Raw genomic sequence first — 3,303 nt, 5'->3', positions numbered from 1 at the left:
AGCCGCGGCCGCTAACCCGCTCGCCACCGCTCGCCACGGGTGGCGGCGCGGATCAGCGGCTAACCCAGCGCATGCCGCACCTGCCGCACTCACCAACGCTAACCCAATCCCGGGACGTTGCCCGCGCGCTACATCCAGCCAGTACATCGCCGCCATCGGGTTAAAGAGGGCTGCGCCTGCCAGCGCATAATTCGAGCGCGGATGGGTCATAGCCGGCCTCCTCTGGTAGCCGTAAAGCGGTAGGGTGGTTGTTGATCGTCTGAACACAAGCAGGTGACGATATGTGCAAAATCCTGACATATCATACCACGCCTGCCAGCGTGTGCGAATGTTGAACACTCAACAGTTAAGGATGTTATCCATTTTGTGAATATTTGACTACTCAGATTTGACAGAATAGCGATGGGCGAGTAGGATAAGCGTTGCAATTATGTGTCTAGACAAGGATTTAGACATATTGCTCCCGCTCGGGTGGGGGATTGCTTCGCCGCGCGGGGCAATGCAGCGCATTGTCCCTACGCGGCGCGCAATGACAACAGGCGCGGCAGCTCGCGTGAGGGGAAGGCTGCATTGCCGGGGGGCTGTCAAGGAGAGGGTAATGTCATTGCGAGGGGGGCGTGGCCCCCGCCGCAATCCCCCGCTTGTGTGGTGCAAGGGTGGACAGAGCGCATGAGCGGAGCGGTGGTTGAAGGCGTTGCGGTGGGTGTTGGTGTACCCTCTGGCCCCCGCTCCCCCCTGACGGCGGGAGAGGGGGAGCCGCGTGGTTGGCGCGCACGGCATAGCGGAAGGGGAAGGCAGTAGCGCCCCGCTCCCACACTAGCGGGTTCAAGGGCGGACAGAACATCGGTCTGGAACCCGGCCCTGAAGGGCGGGGCTAGGGGGACGAAGCCTGCTGCGCGGGCGGATGCCCCCACCCCTTGCCCCTCCCCCAGCGGGGGAGGGGTGATGAGGAGTGCAGCACGGGGCTTTACGGCATTGCACAGTGATCAACGGGTTGTGATCGACTACAATGTTCTGTCCGTTCCTCAAGCGGAATGAGTGGAGGGTTGGTTCTCATCCCTCTTCATTATGATCTAATGAAAGGTTTGCGATGACCACAATCGTGTTACATAACGGCCCGATCTACACCCTCGATCCGGCCCAACCGGTAGTGCAAGCATTGGCTATCCGTGACGAGCGGATCTTGGCGGTGGGTGATGAAGCGACGGTGCGGGCCGCTGCCGGCCATCAGGTTGAGGCAATCGATCTGCGCGGGCGGGCGGTGGTTCCCGGCCTGACCGATGCGCACGTCCACATTGTGCTGCACGGCCTTGCCCGCCAGCAGGTGCGCTTGACCGGTTGCGCTGATTTCACGGTTGCGCTTGACCAGATCGCGGCTGTGGCGCAACGCTTGCCGCCGGGAGCGTGGTTGCGCGGCAACGGCTGGGATCATGCGCTGTGGGGCGGGCGCTGGCCGAGCCGGGCCGATCTCGACCGGGTGTGCCCGGATCGGCCGGCAATGCTGGATCGCAAAGACGGCCATTCGCTGTGGGTCAATAGCCGCGCGCTGGAGTTGGCCGGAATTACCGCTGCCACTCCCGATCCCGATGGCGGCCAGATTCAACGTGACGAGCACGGCGAACCAACCGGCATCTTGTTCGAGACAGCAATGGAGTTGGTGCGCGCAATTGTGCCGCCTCCTACTCGCACCGAGCGCCTCGCTGCACTGCGGTTGGCAATCCATGAGGCGTTGAGTTATGGCTTGACCAGCTTGCACGTGCCGCCAGCGACCAATCCGGCTGACGGCCCCGATACGCTGATCGATCTGCAAGCGCTCCGGGCTGACGGTGATCTGACCATCCGCGTGCTGGCGCATATCGCCGGTGCGCACCTCGATCACGCCATCGGTTTGGGCTTGCGCAGTGGCTTGGGTGACGATTGGCTGCGGATCGGCGGTCTCAAGCTGTTTGCCGATGGTTCGCTCGGCTCTGAAAGCGCCCACATGCTGGCGCCGTATGAAGGGCGTGATCATACCGGCATCGCGGTCATTCCGCCTGCCGAGATGAAAGAGATTGTGACTCGCGCTAATGCGCACGGGATCAGTGTGGTGGTGCATGCCATTGGCGACGCCGCCAATCGCAGCGTGCTCGATGCGATTGCTGCCGCTCGCCCTACTGCCATCTATCTGGCCCTGCCCAACCGGATCGAGCATGCCCAGATCCTCGATCCTCACGACATCCCGCGCTTCGCCGAGCTCGGCGTGATCGCCTCAATGCAGCCGATTCACTGCACCGCTGATATGGCGGTCGCCAATCGGCTATGGGGTGAGCGTTGCGCAACCAGCTACGCATGGCGCAGCTTGCTTGATGCTGGGGCTACGCTAGCGTTTGGTTCCGATGCGCCGGTCGAGACGCTCGATCCGTGGGCAGGGATTCACGCTGCCGTAACCCGCCAAACGACCGATGGCACACCGGCTGGCGGGTGGTATCCTGAACAACGACTGGCGCTTACCGAAGCATTGGCAGCGTATTGCACCGGCCCGGCGGCGGCGGAAGCCGCGACGGATCGCAAGGGTCGCTTATCGCCCGGCATGCTGGCCGATCTGGCCGTCCTGAACGGTGATCCCTTCCAGATGTCGGCAGAGCGCTTACATACCCTGCACGCCGAGTTGACGATCGTCGGGGGGAAGATCATGTTTGAGCGGCGATAGCGCAAACAGAGGGGCAGAGCGCGCTCTGCCCTACTGATATGAAGGAAAGGATAAGCCGGCATGCTGCGGAATCGGGTCTTTACGGCGGTGGTTGGCGGCCATTTTATGGTTGATGTGCTCAATAGCGTCGGCGCGGTGCTGCTGGCAGTGTTGGCTGGGCCGTTAGGCCTTAGCAACCAGCACATCGGCTTGGCGCTGACCGTCTATACCCTGCTTGGCGCGCTCTCGCAGCCGCTGTTTGGCTGGATCGCCGACCGCCTGCCCGGACGCACACTACAACTGGCGGCGCTGGGCGTGCTTTGGATGGCGCTCTGCTATACTGGGGTGGCGTTGGCGCCGAACTGGACGGTGCTCTTGCCCTGTTTTCTGCTCGCTGCGCTCGGCAGCGGTCTCTTTCACCCGATCGGCACCGCCAGCGCCGCGGCTGCGGTACCCGATAAACCGGCCAGCGCCACCGCCATCTTCTTCTTTGGCGGGCAAGCCGGTTTAGCTGCTGGCCCCATTCTCGCCGGGATCGTGTTGGCGGCAGCCGGCACGCCGGGGATCGTGCCAGTGGCGCTGGCAGCGATTGTGCCGGCGGGGGTGCTGCTCCTCACCCAGCAAACGGCCCGCAG

2 protein-coding genes and 1 pseudogene are annotated in these 3,303 nt (G+C 63.2%); 2 read left to right on the top strand and 1 reads right to left on the bottom strand.

What is annotated here, in order from left to right; genetic code table 11:
- Positions 1–210: pseudogene (locus U9R81_RS00445) on the bottom strand (hypothetical protein); the annotation flags it as partial.
- 880 nt (positions 211–1,090) lie between these two features.
- Here U9R81_RS00445 and U9R81_RS00440 point away from each other — a divergent pair.
- Both U9R81_RS00440 and U9R81_RS00435 read left to right on the top strand, forming a co-directional pair.
- The gene (locus U9R81_RS00440; protein ID WP_322493577.1) at positions 1,091–2,689 is read left to right on the top strand and encodes an amidohydrolase; all 1,599 of its coding nucleotides are present in this window, start codon (positions 1,091–1,093) and stop codon (positions 2,687–2,689) included.
- A gap of 60 nt (positions 2,690–2,749) precedes the next feature.
- On the top strand, positions 2,750–3,303 hold a 554-nt coding region (locus tag U9R81_RS00435; protein ID WP_322493576.1), incomplete at its 3' end, for an MFS transporter.

The organism is Chloroflexus sp., assembly GCF_034435895.1.
In the GTDB taxonomy this organism is placed as follows: domain Bacteria; phylum Chloroflexota; class Chloroflexia; order Chloroflexales; family Chloroflexaceae; genus Chloroflexus.
The sequence above is the reverse complement of the archived record's forward strand: the minus strand, read 5'-3'. Positions and strand labels throughout refer to the sequence as shown.